The sequence below is a fragment of the Streptomyces sp. NPDC013317 genome (genome assembly GCF_055563155.1).
Window position 1 is genome coordinate 588,965 of record NZ_JBVHDX010000002.1, and the last position, 24,690, is coordinate 613,654.

At 74.4% G+C, this 24,690-nt stretch carries 14 protein-coding genes; 3 read left to right on the forward strand and 11 right to left on the reverse strand.

Annotation, left to right across the window (positions count from 1 at the left end; translation table 11 throughout):
• Positions 1-76 precede the first annotated feature (76 nt).
• The 6 genes from nudC to ACZ3IJ_RS07445 form a co-directional block, all read right to left on the reverse strand.
• A complete protein-coding gene (nudC, locus tag ACZ3IJ_RS07420; protein WP_467466703.1) occupies positions 77-1,063 on the reverse strand; it encodes an NAD(+) diphosphatase in 987 nt (328 codons plus the stop codon).
• Entirely contained in the window at positions 1,060-2,493 is a 1,434-nt protein-coding gene (locus ACZ3IJ_RS07425; protein WP_467466704.1) for a dipeptidase, read from the reverse strand. Before ACZ3IJ_RS07425 ends, nudC begins: the two co-directional genes overlap by 4 nt.
• Positions 2,494-2,503: 10 nt before the next feature.
• On the reverse strand, positions 2,504-5,953 hold the full coding sequence (locus ACZ3IJ_RS07430) for a UvrD-helicase domain-containing protein (protein WP_467466705.1): 3,450 nt from the start codon (positions 5,951-5,953) through the stop codon (positions 2,504-2,506).
• A gap of 482 nt (positions 5,954-6,435) precedes the next feature.
• Positions 6,436-7,257 carry a hypothetical protein gene (locus tag ACZ3IJ_RS07435; protein WP_467466706.1) on the reverse strand — a complete coding sequence of 274 codons (822 nt, stop codon included), beginning with the start codon at positions 7,255-7,257 and terminating at the stop codon, positions 6,436-6,438.
• A gap of 80 nt (positions 7,258-7,337) precedes the next feature.
• The gene (locus ACZ3IJ_RS07440) at positions 7,338-11,177 is read right to left on the reverse strand and encodes a UvrD-helicase domain-containing protein (RefSeq protein ID WP_467466707.1); all 3,840 of its coding nucleotides are present in this window, start codon (positions 11,175-11,177) and stop codon (positions 7,338-7,340) included.
• Between the two features lie 145 nt (positions 11,178-11,322).
• Positions 11,323-11,757 (reverse strand): MGMT family protein, encoded by a 435-nt coding sequence (locus ACZ3IJ_RS07445; protein ID WP_467466708.1) that lies wholly within the window; start codon positions 11,755-11,757, stop codon positions 11,323-11,325.
• 180 nt (positions 11,758-11,937) lie between these two features.
• Between ACZ3IJ_RS07445 and ACZ3IJ_RS07450 the strand changes: the two genes are divergently transcribed.
• The 3 genes from ACZ3IJ_RS07450 (at position 11,938) to ACZ3IJ_RS07460 (ending at position 18,096) form a co-directional block, all read left to right on the forward strand.
• Positions 11,938-14,811: a lysylphosphatidylglycerol synthase transmembrane domain-containing protein gene (locus tag ACZ3IJ_RS07450; protein WP_467466709.1), complete on the forward strand. Its 2,874-nt coding sequence runs from the start codon at positions 11,938-11,940 to the stop codon at positions 14,809-14,811.
• Between the two features lie 104 nt (positions 14,812-14,915).
• Positions 14,916-16,493 (forward strand): alpha/beta hydrolase, encoded by a 1,578-nt coding sequence (locus tag ACZ3IJ_RS07455; RefSeq protein ID WP_467466710.1) that lies wholly within the window; start codon positions 14,916-14,918, stop codon positions 16,491-16,493.
• Between the two features lie 58 nt (positions 16,494-16,551).
• Positions 16,552-18,096, forward strand: coding sequence for an alpha/beta hydrolase (locus ACZ3IJ_RS07460; protein ID WP_467466711.1), 1,545 nt, complete (start codon positions 16,552-16,554; stop codon positions 18,094-18,096).
• A gap of 63 nt (positions 18,097-18,159) precedes the next feature.
• Here ACZ3IJ_RS07460 and moeZ read toward each other — a convergent pair whose 3' ends face one another.
• The 5 genes from moeZ to pelF all read right to left on the reverse strand — a co-directional run bounded on the left by moeZ (position 18,160) and on the right by pelF (position 24,496).
• A complete protein-coding gene (moeZ, locus tag ACZ3IJ_RS07465) occupies positions 18,160-19,338 on the reverse strand; it encodes an adenylyltransferase/sulfurtransferase MoeZ (RefSeq protein WP_352191274.1) in 1,179 nt (392 codons plus the stop codon).
• 63 nt (positions 19,339-19,401) lie between these two features.
• Positions 19,402-20,175, reverse strand: coding sequence for a spherulation-specific family 4 protein (locus ACZ3IJ_RS07470; protein WP_467466712.1), 774 nt, complete (start codon positions 20,173-20,175; stop codon positions 19,402-19,404).
• Positions 20,163-21,122: an NAD-dependent epimerase/dehydratase family protein gene (locus ACZ3IJ_RS07475; RefSeq protein ID WP_467466713.1), complete on the reverse strand. Its 960-nt coding sequence runs from the start codon at positions 21,120-21,122 to the stop codon at positions 20,163-20,165. Before ACZ3IJ_RS07475 ends, ACZ3IJ_RS07470 begins: the two co-directional genes overlap by 13 nt.
• A gap of 181 nt (positions 21,123-21,303) precedes the next feature.
• The gene (locus tag ACZ3IJ_RS07480) at positions 21,304-22,860 is read right to left on the reverse strand and encodes a hypothetical protein (RefSeq protein ID WP_467466714.1); all 1,557 of its coding nucleotides are present in this window, start codon (positions 22,858-22,860) and stop codon (positions 21,304-21,306) included.
• A 13-nt stretch (positions 22,861-22,873) separates the two neighbouring features.
• Positions 22,874-24,496: a GT4 family glycosyltransferase PelF gene (gene pelF, locus ACZ3IJ_RS07485; RefSeq protein WP_467466715.1), complete on the reverse strand. Its 1,623-nt coding sequence runs from the start codon at positions 24,494-24,496 to the stop codon at positions 22,874-22,876.
• Positions 24,497-24,690: the final 194 nt, after the last annotated feature.

Sequence of the window (24,690 nt, forward strand, 5' to 3'; positions counted from 1 at the left end):
ACCGGACGGAGCCGAGTCGGACGGAGCGGGGCCGGACGGCGTCGGACCGCACGGAGGAGAGCCGGACGGCGTCGGCTCAGACGGCGTCGCCCGGCTTCGGGAGCGGCTTGCCGTACCAGAGCTCGATCAGGCGGGAGGCGATCGAGATGCCGTACGGGGGCAGCACCTCTCCCGACTCGAAGCCGGCGGCCAGCTCCTCGCGCGAGAACCAGCGGGCCTCGTGGATCTCCTCCCCGTCCACGTGTATCTCCGAGGACGTGGCGTGCGCGAAGAAGCCCAGCATCAGGCTCGACGGGAAGGGCCAGGGCTGGCTGGCGACGTACTCGACCTCGCCGACCGTGACGCCCGCCTCCTCGAAGACCTCACGCACGACCGCGTGCTCGATCGACTCGCCGGGCTCGACGAAGCCCGCGAGGGTCGAGAAGCGGCCCTCCGGCCAGTGGACCTGGCGGCCCAGGAGGATGCGGTCCTCGGCGTCCGTGACGGCCATGATGACCGCCGGGTCGGTCCGCGGGTAGTGCTCGGCGCCGCAGGCCGGGCAGCGTCGGATGTGCCCGGCGGCCGCGATCACCGTGCGCTCGCCGCAGCGCGAGCAGAAGCGGTGCAGCCGCTGCCAGTTCTCCAGGGCGACGGCGTGGACCATGAGCCCTGCGTCCCGCGGCGAGAGCAGCAGGCCCGCCTCGCGCAGCCCCGCCGGCCGGGCCGACTGGTCCATGCGGCCGGGCAGGGCGTCCTTCTGGAGGGCGAAGTAGGAGACACCGTCGGCGTCCGTGCCCAGGAAGTAGCGGTGGGTCTCGGTGACGGGGGCCTCGAAGGCCGGGGTCATGACGAGTTCGGTGCGGCCGTCAGGGGTGTCGTCGATCAGCACCTGGCCCTCGGAGACCACGAAGACGCGGGTCGTGGGGTGGCTCCAGGCAGCCGCCAGCCACGCCTCGTCGAGACGGTGGTGGGCGGCGCGGTCGATACCGCTCGGGGCGGTGAGCGAGATCGGCCGGTCCGCGAACTGGCTGTTCAAGGTGGACACAGGTACTTCCAACTCCCCCGGGTCGTTGTATGGGTTCATCGCGCGGCGGTGCGCAGGGCGGCGGGCAGGTCGCCCCACAGGTGTGCGGCGGTCTCGACGCCCTTGAGGAGGAGATCGAGCTCGATCTTCTCGTCGGGCGCGTGCCAGCCGTCGGACGGAACGGAGATGCCGAGGAACAGCACCGGCGCGCCCAGGACGTCCTGGAGGTCGGCGGCCGGGCCCGATCCGCCCTCGCGGGTGTAGCGGATCTTGGCGCCGTCGAAGGCGCGGCTCATCGCTCCCGCGACGGCCTTGAGGGCCGGGTGGTCCAGCGGCGTGAGGCAGGGCCGGGTGGGGGCGCCGAAGACGATCTCGTACCGGATCCCGGCGGGTACGCGGGCGGCGAGCCACTCCCGTACGGCGAGCTCGATCTTCTCCGGGTCCTGGCCGGCGACCAGCCGGAAGGAGAGCTTCAGCTGGGCGGAGGCGGGGACGATCGTCTTGCCGCCGGGACCCTGGTAGCCGCCGCCGATGCCGTTGACCTCGGCGGTCGGGCGGGCCCAGACGCGCTCCAGGGTGGAGAAGCCGGCCTCGCCGAGGGTGCCGTGGGACTTGGCCGTGGTCAGCCAGGCGGCCTCGTCGAACGGCAGCTCGGCGATCAGGGCGCGCTCGGCGTCGGAGAGCTCGGTGACGCCCTCGTAGAAGCCGGGGATGGCGACGTGCTCGTCCTCGTCGTGCAGGGCGGCGACCAGGCGACCCGCGACGGTGGCCGGGTTGGGCACGGCGCCGCCGAAGGAACCGGAGTGGATGTCCTGGTCGGGGCCGTACAGCTCGATCTCACAGTCCGCGACGCCCCGCATGCCGGTGCAGACGGTCGGGGTGTCCTCGGACCACATCCCGGTGTCGGAGACGATCACGGCGTCGGCGGCGAGCCGGTCCGCGCGGGCCTCGACGAGGGCACGGAAATGCGGGGAGCCGGACTCCTCCTCGCCCTCGACGATCAGCTTGAGGTTGACGGCGGGCGCGGTGCGGCCCGTCGCGGCGAGGTGGGCGCGGACCCCGAGCGTGTGGAAGAGGACCTGGCCCTTGTCGTCCGCGGCACCGCGCGCGTACATCCGGCCGTCGGTGACGTGCGGCTCGAAGGGGTCGCTGTGCCAGCCGTCCTCGCGGGCGGCGGGCTGGACGTCGTGGTGACCGTAGACGAGGACCGTCGGGGCGTCCGGGTCGCCGGAGGGCCACTCGGCGAAGACGGCCGGGGCGCCGGCCGTCTCCCAGACCTCGACCGTGGTGAAACCGGTGCCGGTCAGCCTGTCCGCGAGCCACCGCGCGCTGCGCCGGACGTCCTCGGCGTGGGCGGGCTGAGCCGACACCGAGGGGATGCGCAGCCAGTCCATGAGGTCGCCGAGGAAGGCGGCACGGTGCTGCTCGATGTACGTGCGCACAGCCTGGGTACGTACGGTCTGGACGGCGCTGTCCGGGGTCTCGCTCATGCTCCTGAGCCTATCCGGCCTCCGGGGCCGGTCTGTCCGGGGTCGGTCCGCCCAGCAGCGTCGCCTCCAGCTCGGCCCGTCCGGGGAGCGCCCGGGGGCGGACGACCGCGCCCGTGCGCACGTAGACGAAGGCGGCGGAGACGTCGTCGGGGTCGAGGCCGTGCTGCTCGGCCCAGGCGAGGCGGTAGATCGCCAGCTGGAGCGGGTCGGCGGTGCGGAGATGGCTCGTCTTCCAGTCGACGATCTCGTACGCGCCGGTGTCCGGGTCGCGGTACACGGCGTCGATCCTGCCCCGGACGACCCGGCCCGCGAGGGTGAGGTGGACGGGGACCTCGACGCGGTACGGGGTGCGGTGGGCGTACGGGGTGAGGGCGAAGGCCTCCTTGAGCGCGTCGAGGTCCCGTTCGTCGGCGATCTCCGGTTCGCCGGCGAAATCCTCGCCGCCGGGGAGCTCGTCCGGGCCGAGCATCGGGAGCGGAAGCTCCTCGAACCGGGACTCCACCCACGCGTGGAACCGGGTCCCGCGCCTGGCGGCGGGCTGCGGCGGCCGGGGCATGGGCCGGGCCAGCTCCTGCGCGAAGCCGTCGGGGTCGGCGGCGATGCGGAGGACCTGGGAGGCGGACAGGTAGGCGGGGAGCAGGACGTCACGTGTGGTGGCGCGGGAGCGGCGGAGTTCTGTCGTGAGGGCGGAGAGGTCGCGGTCCCAGGAGGCGATCGTCCTGGCCTCCTCGGGGGTGGCGACGGCCTCCGGCGCCCGGGGCGCGGGGATCTCGTCGGCGACGGAGGGCGCGTCGTCCCGGAGGAACTCGTCGTCCGAGAAAGACTCGTCGTCCGGGAGGAACTCGTCGCCCCGGAGAGGCTCGTCGTCCCAGACGGGCTCCGCCTCGGGCCAGAGGTCCTCGGGGTCCTGGGGGTTTTCGGGATCCTCGGGGTCCTGGGGTGCGGGCCCCTGGGCGGGCAGCGCGTTCGTGGCTGCCCACAACTGGGAACGGACGCGCTCCGCCGCCTTGCGGCGTCGGGCGAACGAATCCGGGTCCAGGGGCAGGGGCCAGGCCTCGTCGGGGCGGTTCTCGGCGAGGGCCGGGTTCTCCGCGTCCTTCTCCGGCTCGTCGGCCCACGCCTCGATCTCGCCGAAGCCCGCCGCGCAGTGGTCGTACAGGGCATGGAGGAAGTCCGAGGGGCCGCGCGGCTTCTTCTGGGCCGGACCCCACCAGTGGGCGGAGCCGAGGAGGAGGGAGCGGGGGCGGGTGAAGGTGACGTAGCCGAGGCGGAGCTCCTCGGTGTGCTGGTGATCGCGCATCGCCTCCTTGAAGCCCTTCAGGGCGGCGGCGTCCCAGCCGTCGATCCCCGGCAGGGTCGGGGCGTCGCCGCGCAGCGCGTGCGGCAGCACCTGAGGCTGGGAGGTCCACGACTCGCGGGCCCTGGTGCTCGGGAACTGGGCGGAGACCAGGCCGGGCACCGCCACGACGTCCCACTCCAGGCCCTTGGACTTGTGCGCCGTGAGGACCTTGACCGTGTTCTCGCCGCCCGGGAGCGCGTTGTCGAGGCCCTTCTCGTACTGCGCGGCCGTGCGCAGGAAACCGAGGAAGGCCAGCAGTGTCGCCTCGCCGTCGAGGGAGGCGAAGCCGGCGGCGACGTCGAGGAAGTTCGACAGGGTCTCGCGGCGCCGGGCGGCGAGCGCGTGCGGGGAGGCGGAGAGTTCGACCTCCAGGCCCGTGGTGGCGAGGACCCGGTGGAGGACGTCCATGAGGGGGTCGGCGAGCGAGGAGCGCAGGCTGCGCAGCTCGGCGGCGAGCCGGGCGAAGCGGACCCGGGCCTCGGCCGAGAACGGCAGGCCGTCGTCCTCTCCCCCGGAGTCGAGGAAGGTGTCGAGGGCGTCGGCGAGCGAGACGACCTCGGCCGGGTCGACGCCCTCGACCGCCGCAGCGAGCCGCGCGTCGGCGTCGGCGTCGTCCCCGCCCCGCTCCCGGTGGACGAGCACGCGGGCGCGGCGGCCGAGGAGGGCCAGGTCGCGGGGGCCGATGCGCCAGCGGGGGCCGGTCAGGAGGCGGACCAGGGAGGCGTTGGCCCCGGGGTCCTGGAGGACCTCGCAGACGGCGACCAGGTCGGCGACCTCGGGGAGGTGGAGCAGCCCGGAGAGGCCGACGACCTCGACCGGGACGTCACGGGCGACCAGCGCGGCCTGGATGGCGGGGAAGTCGGTCGCCGTCCGGCACAGGACGGCGATCTCGCCGGGCTCCCGGCCGGTACGGACCAGGTGGGCGAGGGAGTCCGCGAGCCAGTCGATCTCCTCGGCGTGCGTGCGCAGAAGGGCGATCCGCACCGAGCCGTCGCGCTCCGCGCCGGGCGCCGGGCGCAGCGCCTCCACGCCCTCGTGCATGGCGCGCAGGGGCTCGGCCAGGCCGTTGGCGAGGTCGAGGAGGCGGCCGCCGCTGCGCCGGTTCTCCGAGAGCGCGTAACGGGTGGCGGGGCTGCCGTCCGCGTAGGAGAAGTGGGCGGGGAAGTCGTCCAGGTTGGCGACGGAGGCGCCACGCCAGCCGTAGATCGCCTGGCAGGGGTCGCCGACCGCGGTGACGGCGTGGCCCGTGCCTCCGCCGAACAGCCCGGAGAGCAGGAGCCGCTGGGCGACGGACGTGTCCTGGTACTCGTCGAGCAGCACCACCCGGAACTCGTCGCGCAGGAGGGCGCCGACCTCGGCGCGCGTGGTGGCGAGTTCGGCGGAGAGGGCGATCTGGTCGCCGAAGTCGAGGAGGTCGCGGGAGCGCTTGGCGGCGCGGTAGCGGACGACGAGGTCGAGGAGCTCGCGGCGGGCGGCGGCCGTCTCGGGAACCTTGCGCAGGTCCGCGTTGGTCAGTCTGGCGCGGGAGAGCGCGTCCAGGAGCTCGGAGTCGTACGCCGTCAGCTCCTCGGGACGTACGAGGTGTTCGGCGAGCTCGGCGTCGAGGGCGAGGAGGTCGCCGACGAGGGTCGGGAAGGACTTGGTGAGCGCGGGGTAGGGCCCGGGCGCCTCTCGGAGCACGCGCGCGGCGAGCTGGTAGCGGGTGGCGTCGGCGAGGAGGCGGGAGGTGGGCTCCAGGCCGATGCGCAGGCCGTGGTCGGTCAGGAGCTGCCCGGCGAAGGCGTGGTACGTGGAGATGCGGGGCTCGCCGGGGGGATCGTCCAGGTCGTACGCGTCGGGGTCCGTGACGCCGGCCCGGACGAGGGCGGTGCGGACGCGCTCGGCGAGTTCGCCCGCGGCCTTGTTGGTGAACGTCAGGCCGAGGACCTGTTCGGGCGCGACCTGACCCGTACCGACCAGCCAGACCACCCGGGCGGCCATCACCGTCGTCTTGCCGGAGCCGGCTCCGGCCACGATGACCTGCGGCGCGGGCGGCGCGATGATGCAGGCCGTCTGCTCCGGGGTGAACGGGATGCCGAGGAGCTCCTTGAGCTGCTCGGGGTCGGTGATGCGTGCGGTCACCCCAGAGAGGCTAACCGGCACCACCGACAGCCCCGACCGCCGCGTGCGGCGGGGGGCCGGAGGCCACCGGCCGCACGCGGCGGTCGGGGGCCGCCGTCGGGCCGCCGTGGGCCCGCCGTCCCGGCCCGCCGGGGGGCGCCTGGGCGCCGTCCGGCCGCCGGAGGGTCCCCCGGGAGGCACGGTCCGGCTCGCCGGAGGGTCGCGCGGGAGGCGCCGTCCGGCCGCCGGAGAGCCGCCGTCCGGCCCGCCGGAGTCGCACGGGAGGCATCGCCCGGCCGCCGGGGGGGGCGCCGTCCGGCTCCCCGTCCGGCCGCGGAGAGCCGCCGTCCGGCCCCGCGACGCCCGGGCACCGTCCGGCCGCCGGGGGGCGCCGCGGGGGCGTCGTCCGGCACGCCGGGGGGGGCCGTCCGGCATGCCGGGGGCCTGGGAGTCTCCGGGGGGCGTCGTCCGGGCACCGGGGAGCCCCCCGAGGGGGCGCCCGCTCAGGCGCTCGTGCCCTGGTCCAGCTTGGCGATGTCCACCGTCTCGTCCGCCGGCGGTACCACGACCTTGACGGGCTTGTCGTAGTCGGAGAGGACGAGCGTGCTCGGCTCCTCGCCGCCCTTCTTGACGATCTTGAGGATGTAGGGCTTGCCCTCCTGCGCGACGGAGACCGTCGTCGTCTCGCCGCCCGGACCTCTCTTCACCAGGGTGGCGACGGGCGTCCCCTCGACCTCGGCGTCCGGCCCCCGGGTCATGCCCTTGCGGTCGTCCCTGTCGTCGCCGAGGTCACCGAGCACGGCGTCCAGGTCGCAGACCCCGCTCACATCGCTGCCGCCGGGCTGGCCGGGCGTGAGTTTCAGCCAGCGCCCCTGGACGAGCTGGATCGTCGCGTCGATCTGGGGCGGCGGCACGCCCTGGGAGGACATGGAGACCCGCCAGAACTTCGCGTCGCCCTTCAGATACGTGATCCGGTCGGCCTGGCGCAGTTCGCCGGTGCCGCCGTCCACCTTCATCAGCCCCGTGCAGTCGTTCTGGTCGTCGAGGGCGATGTCGAGGTCCAGAGGCTGCCCCTCGGACACGACCCGCCCGGCCATGCGCAAGGAGGTCGCGGACTGGGTGGCCTGGACGGCTCGGTCGGCGATCGCGTCGGGCGTGAGGTTCTCGAAGGGGTCGGGGGTGGGGGCGAGGACGGGCGCCGTCACCGGCGGCGGGGCTGTCTGTGCCCAGGCGGCGGGGCCGGCGAACCCGGCCGTCGCGACCGCCGCCGCCGTGCAGACGGCGGCCGCCGCGGTACGGGCCCTGTGGTGGGTGGACGGCGCCATGCGAGCCTCCTCGCGGATTCCCCGTTCACCCACCAGGGTGAGCCCCGCCGCGTGTGCCCGCGACTTCGCCGGTGCGGGCGCTACTCCACGATGTGGCGGCCCTCCGGCTGGGCGCTGCACGCGGACCGGAACGTGCAGTGGGTGCAGTGCTGGCCGGTGGTGGGGGTGAAGCGCTCGTCGAGGACACGGCCTGCCGCGGTGGCCAGGAGGTCGCCGACCCACTCCCCCGCCAGGGGCTCCTGCGCCTGGACCTTCGGGAGCGTGTCCCCGCCCTCCTTCTTGGGCGCGGGCTGGCGGAGCTGGACGAGCTCGGCGCCGCCGGGCTCGGGGCGGTGACCGTCGAAGACCTCGTCCAGGGCTCCTTCGCGTACCGCGAGCTGGTAGACGGCGAGCTGCGGGTGGTGCGCCACCTCGTCCCTGGTGGGCGCGGACTTGCCGGTCTTGAAGTCGACGACGTAGGCGCGGCCGTGCTCGTCGGTCTCCACGCGGTCCATGGAGCCCCGGATCCGGACCTCGTACGCACCGGCCTCGAGCGTCACGTCGAAGTCGTGCTCGGTGGCTGCGGGTGTGCGGCCACCGCGGTCCATGACGTGCCAGCGCAGGAAGCGTTCGAGCGCCACGCGCGCGTGCTCCTTCTCCTGCCCGGACTTCCAGGGCGCGTCGAAGGCGAGCGCGTCCCATACCGAGTCGAGCCGCGCCATGAGGACGTCGAGGTCGGCGGGGGTACGGCCGGAGGCGACCTCGTCGGCGAGGACGTGGACGACGTTGCCGAAGCCCTGGGCGGCCGTCGCCGGGGCGTCGGCCTTGACCTCGCGGCCGAGGAACCACTGGAGGGCGCAGGTGTTGGCGAGCTGGTCGAGCGCCGAGCCGGAGAGGGCGACGGGGCGGTCCCGGTCGCGCAGCGGAACCCGGCTGCGGGTGGGCTCGAACAGGCCCCACCAGCGGTCCGGGTGGGCGGCCGGGACCAGCGGCTGGCCCTCGTCGTCGGTGAGCGCGGCCAGCTGCGCGAGGCGCTGTGCGGCGGCGGCGCGGAGCGCTTCGGAGGCGGCCGGGTCGACGGTGGTGGCACGCAGTTCGGCGACGAGCGCGGCCACCGCGAGGGGGCGGCGGGGGCGGCCGGCGACGTCCTTGGGCTCGGCGCCGAGTTCGGTGAGGAAGCGGGAGGGCTGGTCGCCGTCGTCCGCGGGGGCCTTGACCGCGGTGACGACGAGCCGGTCGCGGGCGCGGGTGGCGGCGACGTAGAAGAGGCGGCGCTCCTCGGCGAGGAGGGCGCCGGGGCTGAGGGGCTCGGCGAGGCCGTCGCGGCCGATCCGGTCCGCCTCCAGGAGCGAACCGCGCCGCCGCAGGTCGGGCCAGAGGCCCTCCTGGACACCGGCGACGACGACGAGGCCCCATTCGAGGCCCTTGGAGCGGTGGGCGGTCATCAGGCGGACGGCGTCGGGGCGGGACTGCCGCTTGGAGAGGGTGTCGGCGGCGATGTCCTGGGCGTCGAGCTCTTCGAGGAAGTTCAGGGCGCCGCGGCCGCCGACGCGGTCCTCGGCGCGGGCGGCGGTCTCGAAGAGCGCGCAGACGGCGTCGAGGTCGCGGTCGGCGTTGCGGCCCGCGGCGCCGCCGCGGAGCGCTGCGCGTTCCAGGCGGCCGGCCCACGGGGTGCCGTTCCAGAGCAGCCAGAGCGCCTCTTCGGCGGTGCCGCCGGCGGCGAGACGGCGACGGGCCTGCCGGAGCAGCTCGCCGAGACGCCGGGCGCCGCGGGCGTACGACTGGTCGTGCGCGACGAGCCGCTCGGGCTCGGCGAGCGCCCGGGCGAGCAGGACGTCGGAGGGCGGCGGCACCTTGTTGCCCCCTGCCCGCTCCTCGTCCCGCAGGGCGCGCCCGAGCCGCCGCAGATCGGCGGGATCCATCCCGCCGAGCGGCGAAGCGAGCAGCGCCACCGCGACGTCGACCCCGAGCCACCCGCCGTCGCCGTGCCCGGCACCCCCGGACGCCTCCCCGCCAGGCCCGTCGGCGCCGACAGGTGCCGTACCAAGCCCGTCCACGCCGAACCGGTCCGTGCCGAGCCCGTCCGAACCGGGCCGGTCCGTGCCGGACGCAACCGGGCAGAGCACGTCGGATTCGGACCGGTCGGCGCCGAGAAGGTCCGTGCCGAGCCCGTCCGAACCGGGCCGGTCCGTGCCGACGGCGGCCGTGCCCGGGCCCTCCACGCCGGACCGGGCCGGGCCGAGCCCGTCCGAACCGGGCCGGGCCGTGCCGGACGCAACGGGGCCGAGCACGTCGGATTCGGACCGGTCGGCGCCGAGGAGGTCCGTGCCGAGCCCGTCCGAACCGGGCCGGTCCGTGCCGGCGGCGGCCGTGCCCGGTCCGTCCACGCCGGGCACGTCCTCGCCAAGCCGCTCGGCGTCGACGGGGTCCGCGTCACGCCCCTCCGAACCGGCCCCGTCCGTGTCAGGGCCCTCCCCGCCGGGGGCGGCCGGCTCCTGGCCCTGCCCTCCCTCGTCGGAGGTCGCCGGGGTCGCCGCCGCGCGGAGGGCGAGGAGGAGGGGGGCCACCGCCGGTTCGTGGCGGAGGGGGGTGTCCGCGGTGTCGGTCTCCAGGGGGACGCCCGCCGAGGTGAGGGCGCGTCGCAGGGTGGGGACGGAGGCCGTCGCCCGCACCAGGACCGCCATGTCGTGCCAGGGGACGCCGTCCTCCAGGTGCGCGCGGCGCAGGAGGTCGGCGATGTTGTCGGACTCCGTGGAGGCCGTGGGGTACGTGAAGACCTCCACCCGGCCGCCGCCGCGCACCGCCCCCAGGTCGCGGTGGGCGCGCACCGCGTCCGCAGGCAGCCGTGTCAGCGGCATCCGCCGCGTCAGCTCGCGCGTCGCGCCGAGCAGCTGCTCGCCCGAGCGCCTGGACCGCGTCAGGACCCGGACCTTCGCCGGCCGGCCGTCCGCGCCCGGGAACGTGTCGGGGAAGTCCAGGATGCCGTTCACGTCGGCACCCCGGAACGCGTAGATCGACTGGTCGGGGTCGCCGAAGGCGACCACCGTCCTTCCGCCGCCCGCCAGCGCCCTCAGCAGCCGCACCTGCGCCGGGTCCGTGTCCTGGTACTCGTCGACGAAGACCGCGTCGTAACCGGGCAGCGTCGTCCGCTCCGCCAGCAGCACCGCCCGGTGCACCAGCTCCGTGTAGTCCAGCACCCCCTGGAGGTCCAGGACGTCCAGGTACTCCGCCAGGAAACCCGCCGCCGCCTTCCAGTCGGGCCGCCCCACCCGCTGCGCGAACTCCGCCAGCGCCCGCGGCCCGAGCCCCAGCTCCCTGGAGCGAGCGAGGACCGCCCGTACCTCGTCGGCGAAGCCGCGCGTGGTCAGGCAGGCGCGCAGCTCGTCGGGCCAGCGGATCCCCGCGAGGCCCGACTTCTCCAGGTCGAGCTGGCCCGCCAGCAGTTCTCGTACGAAGAGGTCCTGCTCGGGGCCCGACAGCAGCCGCAGCGGCTCGGCGAAGAGCTCGGCGTCCTGGTGCGCGCGGATCAGGGCGTAGCAGTACGAGTGGAAGGTGGTCGCCTGTGGCGGGCGCACGCCGCCCGCCGGGCGCCCCTCCCCGCTCTTGCCGGAGAGCGGCGCGCGCCCGCCGCCGCCGATTCGCGTCGCCATCCGGTCCCGCAGCTCCACCGCCGCCTTGCGGCTGAAGGTGAGGACGAGGATCCGCTCCGGGTCCGTGCCCTTCTCGATCCGGGCGGCGACCGCCTCCACCAGCGTCGTCGTCTTTCCGGTGCCCGGTCCGGCCAGTACCAGAAGCGGTCCGCCCGCGTGGTCAACCACTTCCCGCTGCGCTGCGTCAAGGACAGGGGGATCCACCCGCTCCGGGGCGGTACGCACCAGTCGGTACGCGCCCGTGGTCCGCCCCTGGTACGGCGTACGCCGGGTGGTGGAGGAGGAACTCACGTGGATCGACCGGTCCTGAGCGAAGTGTGTGTGGAGAGGCGGAGAGGTGTACGGGGCGAACGACGACGTTACGGGATGCGGAGGGGGCCCGTGCCGTACTCCGTACGGGCCTCCGTACCGTCATCGGGCCGCCCGGCCTGTCCGGTCAGGGGTGGAGCTGTCGCGTGTGAGTTCCCGCACGCGGCTCCGCGTCCCCGCCGCGCCCCTCGTCCGCACCGCCGCCCGCGTCGTGCGCACCGCCCGTGCCGCCGTCCCAGCGCGCCCGCCGCATGTCGAGCTTGGGCACGTGCCCCTCGGCGGAGCGCCCGGCCGCACGCAGGGGGGTGCCCTCGTCCCGGTAGTGACCGAGGGCGCGCAGCTCGTGGCCCGGCAGCAGCGTGCCGTCCGCGCGCACCACGCGCCACCACGGCACCGCCCCGCCGTAGAGGCCCATCACCCGGCCGACCTGGCGCGGCCCGCCCTCACCCAGCCATTCGGCCACGTCGCCGTAGGTCATCACCCGGCCGGACGGGATCAGCTCCGCGACCTCGAGGACCCGCTCCGCGTACTCCGGAATCTCCTCCACGCTCATCCGCCCCATCCTGCCTCACCGCACCGACAGTGCCCCGTTGCCTCCGGAGACCGCCGCTTCATGCCACCATCGTCCGGGCGGTGACTGGTGATACGAGATCAAGAGCGACAAGACGAACAAGAAGAACAAGAATTCGTACAAGCCGACGAACGCGCGGTACGTACGACACAGGCAGAGACGGACATGGTGATGGGGCACGACGCTCAGCCTCCTGAGGAGGAGGCGCGCCCCGGCATGCCCGCCCATGGCACGCCCGCCCACGACACGCCCACTTCCGGGAGCGCCCCCGGGAGCGCCCCCGGGAGCGCCCCGGAGAACGTGCCCGAGAGCGCCCCCGAGACGGTCCCCGGTGGCCGTCGGGGTCACGGGCACGGACTCGTCCACGGCCGCGGACACGGGCACGGTCCGTCCCCCGAGCTCCTTCCCGACACCGTCGCCGAGGGCGAGCCCAGCGAGCGCGTCTCCCAGGACGAGCCCCTGCTCGCCGCCCGGGTGCACCGCCCCTCCGACCTGATGCGGCTGCTCATCGGTGTCGTCGCGATCGCGCTGGTCATCGCCATCGCCGCCTTCGCCCACGGCACGACCTCCGGCCTCGAGGAGGACATCAACAAGGGCGCCGGCGGCGCCCCCGACGTCTTCGTCAAGATCGCCGGACTGGTCTCCAGCATCGCCGTGCTCCTCGTGCCGGTCGCCTTCGCCATCGAGCGGCTGATCAAACGGGACGGGCTGCGGATCGCCGACGGCGTCCTCGCCGCCGTCCTCGCCCACGGAGTCACCCTCGCCACCGACCTCTGGGTCGCCAAGGCCGCGCCCGGCACCATCCAGGACGCGCTGACCCAGCCCGCGACCGGGGGCGGGCTCACCGACCCGGTGCACAACTACCTCGCGCCCGTCATCGCGTACATGACGGCCGTCGGCATGGCCAGGCGCCCGCGCTGGCGGGTGAGCCTCTGGGCGGTACTGCTGCTCGACGCCTTCACGATGCTGGTGGCCGGGTACACCACCGCGTTCTCGATCATCCTGACCGTGCTGATCGGCTGGACCGTCGCGTACGGAACGCTGTACGCGGTCGGCTCCCCGAACGTCCGGCCCACCGGTCAGACCCTCCTCGCCGGTCTGCGCCGGGTCGGCTTCCGCCCGGTCACGGCGCTGCGCGCCGAGGGCGCGGGCGTGCCCGACTCCGCCGACAGCGGGGACAGGGGCCGCCGGTACATCGTCACGCTGGAGGAGGGGCCGCCGCTCGACGTCACGGTCGTGGACCGCGAGCAGCAGGCGCACGGCTTCTTCTACCGGGCGTGGCGACGCCTGACCCTGCGGGCGATCACCACCCGCCGCTCGATCGTCTCGCTGCGCCAGGCGCTGGAGCAGGAGGCGCTGCTCGCGTACGCGGCGATCGCCGCAGGAGCCAACGCGCCCAAGCTGATCGCCACCTCCGAACTCGGCCCGGACGCCGTGATGCTCGTCTACGAGCACCTGGGCGGCCGGACCCTGGACTCCCTGGAGGACGAGGAGATCACCGACGAGCTGGTGCGCAGTGCCTGGCGCCAGGTGCGCGCGCTGCAGTCGCGCCGGATCGCGCACCGCAGGCTCGCCGGGGACGCGATTCTGGTGGATCGTTCCGGCAAGGTGATCCTGACCGATCTGCGGGGCGGCGAGATCGCCGCCGGCGACCTCGTCCTGCGGATGGACATCGCGCAGCTGCTCACCACCCTCGGTCTGCGGGTGGGCGCAGAGCGCGCGGTCGCCGGAGCCGTGGAGATCCTCGGCCCGGACGCCATCGCCGACTGCCTCCCCCTCCTCCAGCCGATCGCGCTGAGCCGGTCCACGCGCGCGACGCTCAGACGGCTGGCGCGGGAGCGGTCGCAGCGGGAGCGCGAGGCCGTCCTCGCGGCCTCGGAGGCGGCGAAGCGGGCCCGGGTGGAGGCCGCGGCGGCCGCGCCGGAGGCCGCGACCGCCACCGAGCTCAAGGCGGAGCGCAAGTCCGACCGGAAACTGGAGAAGGCGGAGAAGCAGGCCGAGAAGCGGGCCATCGACGAGGCGCTCGACGACGCCCGCGAGGAGGACCTGCTGGCGCAGATCCGCCGCCAGGTGCTGCTGATCCGTCCGCAGGCGCCGGTCGAGCCGGTCCGGCTGGAGCGGATCAAGCCGCGGACCCTGATCAGCCTCATCGCCGGCGCCGTCGCCGCGTACTTCCTGCTGTCGCAGATCGCCCGGACCCCGCTGTCGACGATCAGCTCCGCCGACTGGCGGTGGGTGGCGGCCGCGGTGCTGTTCTCCGCGCTCAGCTACATCGCCGCCGCGATGAGCCTGCTCGGCTTCGTACCGGAGCGGGTCGGGTTCTGGCGGACGGTGATCGCGCAGGTGGCCGGGTCGTTCGTGAAGATCGTCGCTCCGGCGGCGGTCGGCGGTGTCGCGCTGAACACGCGGTTCCTCCAGCGCTCGGGTGTGCGACCGGGGCTCGCGGTGGCGAGTGTCGGCGCTTCGCAGCTCTTCGGGCTCGGGGCGCACATCCTGCTGCTGCTCGCGTTCGGCTATCTGACGGGTACGGAGAAGTCGCAGTCGTTCACCCCGTCGCGGACGGTCATCGCGGGGCTGTTGACGGTGGCGGTGCTGGTGCTCGTGGTGACCGCGATCCCGTTCATGCGGAAGTTCGTCTCGACGCGGCTGCGGTCGCTGTTCGCGGGGGTCGTGCCGCGCATGCTGGACGTCCTCCAGCGGCCGATGAAGCTGCTGACGGGCATCGGCGGGATGCTGCTCCTGACCGGTGTGTTCGTGCTCTGTCTCGACGCGTCCATCCGGGCCTTCGGGCACGACAGCGAGGGGCTGAGCTACGCGAGCGTGGCGGTCGTCTTCCTGGCCGGCAACGCGCTCGGCTCGGCGGCTCCCACGCCGGGCGGTGTGGGTGCGGTCGAGGGTGCGCTGACGTTCGGCCTGGTCGCGGTCGGCCTCCCGCTGGAGGTCGCGACTCCGGCGGTGCTGCTGTACCGGCTCCTGACGCTCTGGCTGCCGGTGCTGCCGGGGTGGCTGTGCTTCAACTGGCTGACGAAGCGGGGGGCGCTCTAGCCTCCGGCCCGGGCCCTCGGCGGTCACGCCGCCGAGGGCCCGGTGCGACACCCGTGTGGGTGTTCCCCCGCGCGGGGGTGGTCCGTACGGCTCACCATGGGTTCATGCCGATCTCCGCCGCGCGCCGCGCCGCCCTGCTCCTCGCGACCACCGTGCTGCTCGCCGCCGGGGCCACGGGATGTTCGGACGACGGCGGCAACGCGGGCGCGGCATCCGACGCGCCCACGGATCTCACCGAGCTCACCACGCAGACGCTGGAATGGGCACCGTGCCCGCCCCCGTCGCCCGCCGAGGGCGGCGGCCCCGCGCCCTCGCCGCTGCCCGGGGGCACCCCCTGGGAGTGCTCGTTCATGGACGCCCCGCTCGACTACTCCGATCCGGACGGCGAGACCATCGAGCTGGCCCTGATCCGCGCCCGGGCCCGCGACCAGGCCAACCGCATCGGCTCCATGATCTACAACTTCGGCGGCCCCGGCGGCTCCGGCGTCACCGGCCTGCCGTCCTTCGCCCCGGACTACGAGAAGCTCCGCTCCCGCTACGACCTGGTCTCCTTCGACCCCCGGGGCGTCGGCCGCAGCGAGCCCGTCGAGTGCCTGTCCGACAAGGAGCTGGACGCCTACTACGCCATCGACTTCACCCCGGACGACGCGGCCGAGGAGCGCACCCTCTCCGACGCGCAGAAGAGGTACGCCGCGGGCTGCCAGAGGGAGTCCGGCGAGATGCTCCCCCACGTCGGCACCGAGAACGCCGCCCGCGACATGGACCTGATGCGCCAGGTCCTGGGCGACGACAAGCTCCACTACTTCGGCATCTCGTACGGGACCCAACTCGGCGGCGTCTACGCGCACCTGTTCCCCGAGAAGGTCGGCCGCGCCCTCTTCGACGCCGTCATCGACCCGAGTTCCGGCACCGAGGGGGGCGCCCTCGGCCAGGCCAGGGGCTTCCAGCTCGCCCTGGACAACTTCGCGAAGGACTGCGTGGAGCGCGGCGACGAGTGCACGCTGCCCGGCTCGACGGTCGCCGAGATCGAGGCGTACATCCTCGCCCTCCTCGCCGAGCTCGACAAGAAGCCCATCCCCGGGATCGGCGACCGTGACCTCACCCAGACGCAGGCCACCAACGGCATCGCGCAGGCGCTGTACTCCAAGGAGTTCTGGCAGTACCTGGAGCAGGGCCTCGACGCGGCCGACGGCGGCGACGGCGCACTGCTCCTCGCCCTCTCGGACTCCATGAACGGGCGGGACCAGAACGGCAGCTACAGCAACATCCAGGCGGCCAACGCAGCCGTCAACTGCGTCGACTTCAAGGAGCGCTACACCCTCGGCCAGGCCAAGGAACGGCTCCCGGAGTTCCGCGAGACCTCGCCTGTCTTCGGCGCCTACATGGGCTGGGGACTGTCGAGCTGTTCCCAGTGGCCGGTCCCGGGCACCTGGGAGCACCCCGACGTCTCCGCGCCCGGCTCCGCCCCGATCCTGGTGCTCGGCACGACCGGCGACCCGGCGACGCCGTACGAGGGCACGCGCGCGATGGTGAACGCGCTCGGCAAGGGCGTCGGCGTGGAGCTGACGTACGAGGGCGAGGGCCACGGGGCGTACAACGGCGGCAACGCCTGCGTGCAGAACACCGTCAACGCCTACTTCCTGGACGGCAAGGTGCCGGTCTCCGGCACCGTCTGCAAGTAGCTCCCGCGGGCCGCCTAGGATGGCGGCTTTCCGGTACGGATCACGGGGGTTGCGCGACATGTCCATACGGATACGGGTGGCGGCACTGGCCGTCACCGGAGTGCTGGCCGCCGGGTGCGCGGGCCCCGGCGCCTCCGCCGGCCCGACGTCCACCGACGCCAAGCCGTCCCGGGGCGCCGCCTCCCCCTCCGCCCGGCCCTCCGTCACGCTCCCCGCCTCGCTCACCGGCCAGCGCCCCTCGTGGAAGCCCTGCGCGGCGCCGGAGGGCGGCGAGAAGCCCGGCGCCGACTGGCGCTGCGCCGGTGTCCGGGTCCCGCTGGACCACACCCGGCCCGACGGCGAGACGATCGAGATCGCGCTGATCCGCAAGGAGGCCCGCGACAAGGGCGGCCGGATCGGCTCGCTGCTCTTCAACTTCGGCGGCCCGGGCGCCTCGGGCGTCGACATCCTTCCCCGCGCGGCCCGTGAGTACGACGGACTCAACCGCCGTTACGACCTCGTCGGGTTCGACCCGCGCGGCGTCGCGCGGAGCTCCGGTGTGGTGTGCCGGGACGACAGGGAGCTGGCCGCGGCGGAGGGAACGGACGTCACGCCGGACACGGCGGCCGAGGAGGCCGCGTTCGTCGAGGACGGCGCCTCCTTCGGCGCGGGCTGCGCCCGCCGCTCCGGCACGGTCATCCCGCACACCACGACGAGCAACACCGCCCGTGACCTGGACCTGATCCGGCACGTCCTCGGCGACGAGAAGCTGAACTACTTCGGCATCTCCTACGGCACCCAGCTCGGCGGCGCCTACGCCCACCTCTTCCCCTCGCGTGTCGGCCGGACCGTCCTCGACGCGGTGGTTGACCCGACGGCCGACGCCACGGGACACGCCAGGAACCAGACCATCGGCTTCCAGCGGGCCCTGGACAACTACTTCAAGAGCACCGGCGGGAGCCCGGCCGAGGGAACCGCCCGGACCGTCCGTCTCCTGGAGCGGCTGGACCGGAAGCCGATGCGCGTCGGCGACCGCGCACTGACCGAGGGCCTGGCCGTCACGGGCATCGCGATCACCCTCTACGCGGAGAGCAACTGGCCCCTGCTCACCTCCGCCCTGGAGAAGGCCGAGCGCGGCGACGGCTCGGAGCTGCTGCGCCTCGCCGACTGGTACAACGACCGGGACGAGCAGGGCCACTACGGCACCCAGTCCCACTCCCAGCGGGCGATCTCCTGCGCCGACTCCAGCGAACGCCCCACGGGCGCGCAGGCGAAGGCGCTGCTCCCCGAGTTCCGCGGGCTCTCACCCGTCTTCGGCGCGTTCCTGGCCTGGGACACGGCCGGCTGGTGCGCGCGGTGGCCCGTGAAGGGCGAGCGGGCCGACCAGGAGGTGAGCGCCCCCGGCGCGGGTCCGGTCCTGGTCGTCGGCACGACCGGTGACCCCGCGACGCCGTACGAGGGCGCCGAGCGGATGGCGAAGGAGCTGGGCGCCGGCGTCGGCATCCTGGTGAGCAACGAGGGCGAGGGGCACGGCGCGTACGGCACGTCCTCGTGCGTGACGAAGACGGTCGACGCCTATCTGCTCGACGGCGAGGTCCCGGCGTACGGCAAGCGCTGTTCCTGACGGCATGCGGAAGGGCCCGGACCTGATGTCGGGTCCGGGCCCTTCTCGTTCGCGTGCGCGGGTCTAGTAGACCGGCTTCTCGGGCTCGATCTGGTGCACCCAGCCGATCACGCCGCCGCCGACGTGGACCGCGTCCGCGAAGCCCGCGGACTTGAGCACGGCGAGGACTTCCGCACTGCGGACACCCGTCTTGCAGTGCAGGACGATCCGCTTGTCCTGCGGCAGGTCCTGGAGGGCGGTGCCCATCAGGAACTCGTTCTTCGGGATCAGCCGCGCGCCCGGGATCGAGACGATCTCGTACTCGTTGACCTCGCGGACGTCGATGATGTCGATGTTCTCGCCCTCGTCGATCCACTCCTTGAGCTGCTTGGGAGTGATCGTCGAGCCGAGCGCCGCCTCCTGGGCCTCCTCGGACACGACGCCGCAGAAGGCCTCGTAGTCGATGAGTTCGGTGACGGTCGGGTTGTCGCCGCAGACCGCGCAGTTCGGGTCCTTGCGGACCTTCACCTGGCGGTACTGCATCTCCAGCGCGTCGTAGATCATCAGCCGGCCGACCAGCGGGTCGCCCACGCCGGCCAGGACCTTGATCGCCTCGGTGACCTGGATGGAGCCGATGGACGCGCAGAGCACGCCCAGGACGCCGCCCTCGGCGCAGGAGGGGACCATGCCCGGCGGCGGGGGCTCCGGGTAGAGGCAGCGGTAGCAGGGGCCGTACTCGGACCAGAAGACGGATGCCTGGCCGTCGAAGCGGTAGATCGAGCCCCAGACGTACGGCTTGTTCAGGAGCACGCACGCGTCGTTGACGAGGTAGCGCGTGGCGAAGTTGTCCGTGCCGTCGACGATCAGGTCGTACTGGCTGAAGATGTCCATCACGTTGTCGGCCTCGAGCCGCTCTTCGTGCAGGATCACGTTCACGTACGGGTTGATGCCGAGGACCGAGTCCTTGGCCGACTCCGCCTTGGAGCGGCCGATGTCCGCCTGGCTGTGGATGATCTGGCGCTGCAGGTTCGACTCGTCGACCTCGTCGAACTCCACGATGCCGAGCGTTCCGACACCGGCCGCGGCCAGGTACATGAGGGCCGGCGAGCCGAGGCCACCGGCGCCCACACAGAGCACCTTGGCGTTCTTCAGCCGCTTCTGCCCGTCCATCCCGACATCGGGGATGATCAGGTGGCGGGAGTACCTGCGGACCTCGTCTACGGTGAGCTCGGCAGCCGGCTCGACCAGGGGTGGCAGCGACACGGGGACTCCGTTGGTCGGTATGTCAGTACGGTTGTTCTCCCCGTAACACTGCCACGGCCCTCCTCATTCCGAGACACCCGGTCCAATGCGCGAGACGATTTCGTCCCAGTAGCCGGGCAGAGTCTGGAAAGCATCGGTCTGCCCGAAACCGGCGGTATGGCCGGGATGCCCCGTGTGGTCGGTGAAGAAGATCGTGCCCGCGCCCTGCCAGCGGGCGATCCGCATCGCCTCCTCGAGATGGCTGCGCGGCACCCCGTGGACGAGGTGGACGAACTTCTCCGGCGGGTACTCGGCCGTCCACTCCGCCACCTGCGACCAGCGGTAGTCGGTCCACGCGCCGGAGAAGGTGACCAGCTGGTCGGCGGCCTCGGCGTAGCCCGGGTACGGATGGGTGCCGTGGCTCAGGACGAGGTGCGCCTCGCCGTCGAGCACCGCCTCCAGGGTCGCCGTGATCCGCCTGACCTCGGGCAGGTCGGCCCGGTCGGTGGGGGCACGGTCCAGATAGAACCCGTCGACCTTGTACCAGTCGAGGAAGCGGTGGGCCTCCGAGACGAGCTCCCCGAAGTCGCGCGAACCGTGGCGGAGGTCCAGGTGCCCGAGGACCTTCACACCGGCGTTGGTGAGCCGGCCCGCCGCCTCCAGGCAGTGCGGGTCGGGCCGGTCCCCCGGCCCCTCGGAGACGTTGAGCACGGCCCAGTGCAGAGGGGTGCCGGGGCGGGTCAGTTCGGCCCATTCGACGGGGGCGAGCAACGGATGGGCGTAGCCGGGGACACCGACGCCCATCTCCTGCTCCTCGACGGCGCCGGCGGTCGTCGTGGGCGTGGTCAGATGCGACATGCCGCCTCCATCCAGATGTCGGCGAGGGATTCCTCGAGGTTGATCCGGGGTCGCCAGCCGAGCCGGTCGCGGGCGGTGCGCACGTCGGCCTGCTGCCAGCTGCCGCAGCCGTCGGGGTACGGGTAGGGCGCGGCGGCCAGCTGCTCGGCGATGCTCTCGGAGCGGGGTGCGCCGATGACGGGGCGCTGGGGCGGGCCGTCGAGTTCGTGCAGGGTGCCCGCGTAGCCGGCGACCCTGGCGAGGACGGCGGCGGCGTCGCGGAGCCTGACGGCGCGTCCGGTGCCGATGTTGACGACGCCCTGGGCGGCGGAGAGCGAGGCCGCGTGGACGGCGCGGGCGACGTCGCGTACGTCGACGAAGTCGCGCTGCACGCCGAGGCCGCTGAGCTTGAGCTCGCCGTCGCCGGCCTGCATGGCGCGGCGCATGGCCTCGGCGAGGCGGCCGAGCGGGGACCCGGCGGGGGTGCCGGGGCCGACCGGGGAGAAGACCCGGAGCACGACGGCGTCGAGTCCGGAGCCGAGGACCAGCTCGGTCGCGGCGAGCTTGGAGACGCCGTACGGGCCGCCGGGGCGGGGCACGGCGTCCTCGGCCGTGGAGGAGCCGGGCTGGGAGGGGCCGTACTCCGAGGCGCAGCCGACCTGGACGAGCCGGGCGCCGCAGCCGCTGCGGCGCAGGGCCTCGCAGACGGTGGCGACGGCGACGGTGTTGTGCCGGGTCAGGTCGCGGGCTCCGCCGCGGGTGGCGCCGGCGCAGTTGACGACGACTCCGGGGTGGACGGCGTCCAGGAAGCGGGTCAGGGCGCCGGGGCTGCCCCCGGCGAGGTCGAACCGTACGTCGGCGTCGTCGCCCCGGCCGAGGGCGGTGAGATGTACGGCCGGGTCGGCGAGCAGCCGGTCGGCGACGAATCGTCCGAGGAATCCGTTGGCTCCGAGCAGCAGCACCCTCATCGTGCGGCCCCTTCGTGCCGACCGGCCGTTGCTGGAAGTTGGGAGGTCATGTCTCTTTCGTCTCCTTGGGATGGGTTCTGCGTGGTGGGTGCGCCCGCGGCGTCGGCTCCGCGGGTGCGCCTGGGTTCAGGGGTGGGTGCCGCTCGGGCGGCGGCGGGGGGCCGCGCCGGTGTGGCGGCCCCTAGGGGGTGGCGTGGGCCGAGGCCCGGGAAAGGGTGGCGGTGGCGTGGGCGAGGAGTCCGAGTGCCGCGGCGCCGCAGACGAGGGCGGGTACGGCTCCGGGGCCCCAGGTGTCGACGAGGGCGCGGACGGGGGCGGCCAGGAGGTCGCAGCCGGGGACCCGGCCGGCGAGGACGCTCGCGAGGGCGAGCGCCTCGGCGGCGCAGGCGGCGGCGAGGCCGCTCGCCGCGGTCTCGGGGAAGCCGTGGACGGCGAGGAGCCGGGCGAGCAGCAGCAGGGCGCCCAGGGCGAGGGCGCCGGGGGCGAAGCCGGTCAGGGTCAGCAGGCCCGCGAGCACGGCGAGATGGAGGGCGACGGCGGCGAGGAGCACGGGGCGGGTGCCGGCGGCGAAGTCCTGGAGCCCGCGGCTGGCGGCGAGCCTGCGGCGGGCCCGGGTGGCGAAGAGCCGGGCGCACCAGGCGGCGGGTGCCACGGCGAGGGCGAGGCCGAGGAGCGGGCCGGGAGTGACGGGCCAGGCACCGTCGGGTCCGCCCGCGAGGGTCGCCTGGAGGAGACCGTCCCCGCCGAGCGCGTACGCGAGGAGCCAGAGGGTCCAGACGCGGGCGGCGGGGACGGTGCGGCCGGCGGCGCGCAGGGGGCCGCGCCGTACGGCGACGGCGAGCGCGGCGGCCAGGCCGAGGGCCCCGGCCGCGCCGACGGCGAGGCGCACGGGCCCTTCTGTGAGCGCGAGTCCGGGGACGGTGAGGGCGGCGACGGCGCCGGGTGCCAGGGCGGCCAGGGTCCACCCGGCCCACCCGGCGTGCGCCGCACCCTCCTGCGCGGGGCGCGCGGGCGCCCCGTTTCCACGCGGCACGCGCGCGTACAGCTCTTCGGCGAGCGAGAAGACGTCCCGGTGCCGGAACCGCGCGGCGGTCCGGTCGGTGACGCCGTGCGCTTCGAGCCCGGCGGCGATCTCCAGGGGGTCGACGGCCCGCTCGCACAGCTCCCGGTGCCGGTGCATGAGCGCCCTGACGGGGTCGGCGGGCCCACGCCGGGCGGGCTTGGCCGGGAGACCGGGGGCGGGGACTCCCGGGGCGGGGGGAGCGGGGGCGGGGACTCCCGGGGCGGGGGGAGCGGTGGCGGGGACTCCCGGGGCGGGGGGAGCGGTGGCCGGCTCCTCGGCCCGGGGGCCCGGGAGCTGCGCCCCGCCCGCCCGCAGATCGAGCCCCGTCCCCTCGCCCGGGTCCGCGGCGACCGAGCCGACCGCCGGGAGCGCTGCCTCGGACGCGGGCGTCGCCGGAAGCCACTCGGGGTCCCGGGGCGCGGGGGTCACCTGCCGCGGGTCCACGGGCGCGGCGCTCTCCGCCGTACCCGCATCCGTACCACTGCCCGTACCCGTGTCCGCCGTTGCCGCGTCCGACGGGTGCGCCTCGGTGACGTGGCCCAGCGGGCCCGGCCTCTCCGGGGCTTCCGTCGTCACGGAGACCGTCACGGCCACCGTCAGGGCCTTCGTCCCGAGGAGCGCCTCGGAGTGGGAGTCCCAGGGGCCGGGGGTCGTGGGGGCGGCGGGGCCGCGCATGGGGGTGCCTCCTTCAGGCATCGTCGTCTCCCGGTCCGCTGGTCGCGCTCACGGGCTGGTCCGCCCAGGCGCCGGGGACGTACGCCTCCGCGGGGTGCGCGAAGGGGACGCCCTCCGCGGCACGTCGGCGCACCGGCGAGTGGGAGAGGAGTTCGAGGTAGATACCGCGGAACGCGGCCAGGTTCTGCTCGATCGTGAAGAGTTCGAGCGCGCGCGCCCGCGCCGCCGCCCCCAGCCGGTACCGGCGCTCGGGGTCGCGCAGCAGCGCCAGGCACGCGTCGGCGAGCGCCCGCGGATTGCGCGGGGGCACCACGAGTCCCGTGCCGCCGATGACCTCGACGACCGCGCCGACGTCCGTCGAGACCGTCGCCCGCGCGCAGAACATCGACTCGACCAGGCTGATCGGGAACCCCTCCACGACGCTGGAGAGGACGACGACCGCCCCCGCGGTGTACGCCTCGGCGAGCGTGGGTGCCTCCGGCCCGCCGATCTCCTCGAACGAGACCGGGTTCTCGCCGACGGCGTGCGCCCCCGGCGCCTCGTCGGGGAAGAGCTGGGCCGCGAGCGCCTTGCAGTGCGCGATGTACGCGTCCGCACCCGGCTCGCGCACCGGCGCGGCGATGATCCGCAGCCGTACGTCCGGCTGCGCCTTGCGTACCTCCGCGAACGCGTGCAGCAGGGCGATCAGGTCCTTGGCGGGTTCCACCCGGCCGACCCAGACGAGGGTCGCCGGGTCGCCGCTCTCCTCGTCCTCGCCGACCTCGGTGAACCGGTCGGACTCCATGCCTGGGTAGACCGTGCGCAGCTTGGCGCGGTCGGCGCCGCAGCGCTCCTGCCAGCGCCGGGCGTGGGTGTTGCCGGGGGTGAGGAGCGAGGCCTGCCGGTAGACCTCGCCGGCGAGCCGGCCGTGGAAGCCGGCGAGCAGCGCGCGTACGGGCGACGGACGGGGCGCCTCTCCGGTCGCGAGGTAGTGCGCGCGCAGCTGGACGCCGTACTCGGTGACCAGCAACGGTGTGCCGAAGAAGCGTTTGGCCAACAGGCCGGGCAGCGCTGCCGATCCGCCGGAGGCGGCGTGGCAGAGGTCGACCGCGCCGAGGCCGTCGTCGCCGTACCAGTCGAGCGAGAGCGGCCGCAGGGCGCGCTCCAACTGGTCCACGGTGTCGAGGTAGTCGGGCACGGTGGCGTCGGCCACGTTCCGGCGCGCGCCCGGCGCGTGGCAGGCGGACTCCAGGGTGCGGACGGCGAGTTCGGAGCGGAGGGCCGCGTAGAGTCCGCCGCGCTCGCCGGCGAGTTCGGCCAGGCCGTGGAGTCCGTCGGCGAAGCGGTCGGCGGCGGTCGTGTCGTCCTCGGCGCAGACGCCGGTCACGAGCGCGCCGAAGTGCTCGGCGAAGCGGCGTCGTTCGCGCCGCCCGTAGGTGTGGCCGTCGTCCTCGGGGGCCCAGAGCGAGGCGGTGCGGACCCGCCGGACCTGTGGGGGCAGGTCGACCCGGCCGGTCTCCTCCTGCCGGGCGCTGCGGCTGAGGGCGTACACGTCGAACTCGTGCGACGCGAGCCCGCGCACGAGCCGGTCGCACCAGAGCCTGGACTCACCCGTGGCGTACGGGTAGCCACCCTCCGTCAGCAGTCCGATCCGCATGAGTACACCCCCGATCTCGCTTGACTCCCGGCCGCCGTGGCGACGGCGACTCTCAGCGGGATGAACGTAAGCGGATGTGCCGGTGGGGGGGGGGGGGGGGGGGGGGGGGGGGGGGGGCCGGGGGGGGGGGGGGGGGGGGGGGGAAAAAATAAGGAAGAGGAAGGGGCGGGCCGGGGAAGGGGGGGATACAGCAG

Bases quoted from the DNA above. Each gene is read 5' to 3' on its own strand.
- nudC (WP_467466703.1), bottom strand. From the start codon at position 1,063: ATGAACCCATACAACGACCCGGGGGAGTTGGAAGTACCTGTGTCCACC.
- ACZ3IJ_RS07425 (WP_467466704.1), bottom strand. From the start codon at position 2,493: ATGAGCGAGACCCCGGACAGCGCCGTCCAGACCGTACGTACCCAGGCT.
- ACZ3IJ_RS07435 (WP_467466706.1), bottom strand. From the start codon at position 7,257: ATGGCGCCGTCCACCCACCACAGGGCCCGTACCGCGGCGGCCGCCGTC.
- ACZ3IJ_RS07445 (WP_467466708.1), bottom strand. From the start codon at position 11,757: ATGGGGCGGATGAGCGTGGAGGAGATTCCGGAGTACGCGGAGCGGGTC.
- ACZ3IJ_RS07450 (WP_467466709.1), top strand. From the start codon at position 11,938: ATGGGGCACGACGCTCAGCCTCCTGAGGAGGAGGCGCGCCCCGGCATG.
- ACZ3IJ_RS07455 (WP_467466710.1), top strand. From the start codon at position 14,916: ATGCCGATCTCCGCCGCGCGCCGCGCCGCCCTGCTCCTCGCGACCACC.
- ACZ3IJ_RS07460 (WP_467466711.1), top strand. From the start codon at position 16,552: ATGTCCATACGGATACGGGTGGCGGCACTGGCCGTCACCGGAGTGCTG.
- ACZ3IJ_RS07470 (WP_467466712.1), bottom strand. From the start codon at position 20,175: ATGTCGCATCTGACCACGCCCACGACGACCGCCGGCGCCGTCGAGGAG.
- ACZ3IJ_RS07475 (WP_467466713.1), bottom strand. From the start codon at position 21,122: ATGAGGGTGCTGCTGCTCGGAGCCAACGGATTCCTCGGACGATTCGTC.
- ACZ3IJ_RS07480 (WP_467466714.1), bottom strand. From the start codon at position 22,860: ATGCGCGGCCCCGCCGCCCCCACGACCCCCGGCCCCTGGGACTCCCAC.
- pelF (WP_467466715.1), bottom strand. From the start codon at position 24,496: ATGCGGATCGGACTGCTGACGGAGGGTGGCTACCCGTACGCCACGGGT.